Raw genomic sequence first — 293 nt, 5'->3', positions numbered from 1 at the left:
CAGCGTCACGCCGTCCGCCGGACGGTCAAACTCGTAACCCACCTTGCCCGCCGTGATGTCGGCATCGGTCAACAGGCGGTCGGCCTGGCCGCTCACCTTGAGGGTGTCCCCGGCCTTGGCATCGCCCGGCAGGCTCACTTCCACGTTCACCTTGCCGCTGATCTCGGTGTGGCTGATGGTGCCGTCGTTGTTCACGTCTTCGGTGATGACCACGGTCGGCGCACCGGTCGCGGTGGTGTCGCCCATGGTGGCGCTGTCGCTGCCCGGCAGCGAGACGTTGCCCGCCGCGTCCA

General features: G+C 68.3%; 1 protein-coding gene. It reads right to left on the bottom strand.

Annotation, left to right across the window (positions count from 1 at the left end; genetic code table 11):
• The coding region (locus MUW49_RS19645; protein WP_244813109.1) for a hypothetical protein at positions 1-293 on the bottom strand (293 nt) is incomplete at both ends.

Origin of the sequence: Aeromonas sp. LsrichE-8G (assembly GCF_022869435.1) — a bacterium.
Classification (GTDB): domain Bacteria; phylum Pseudomonadota; class Gammaproteobacteria; order Enterobacterales; family Aeromonadaceae; genus Aeromonas; species Aeromonas caviae.
Note: the sequence above shows the minus strand (reverse complement) of the source record. Positions and strands in the feature narration are given on the sequence as shown.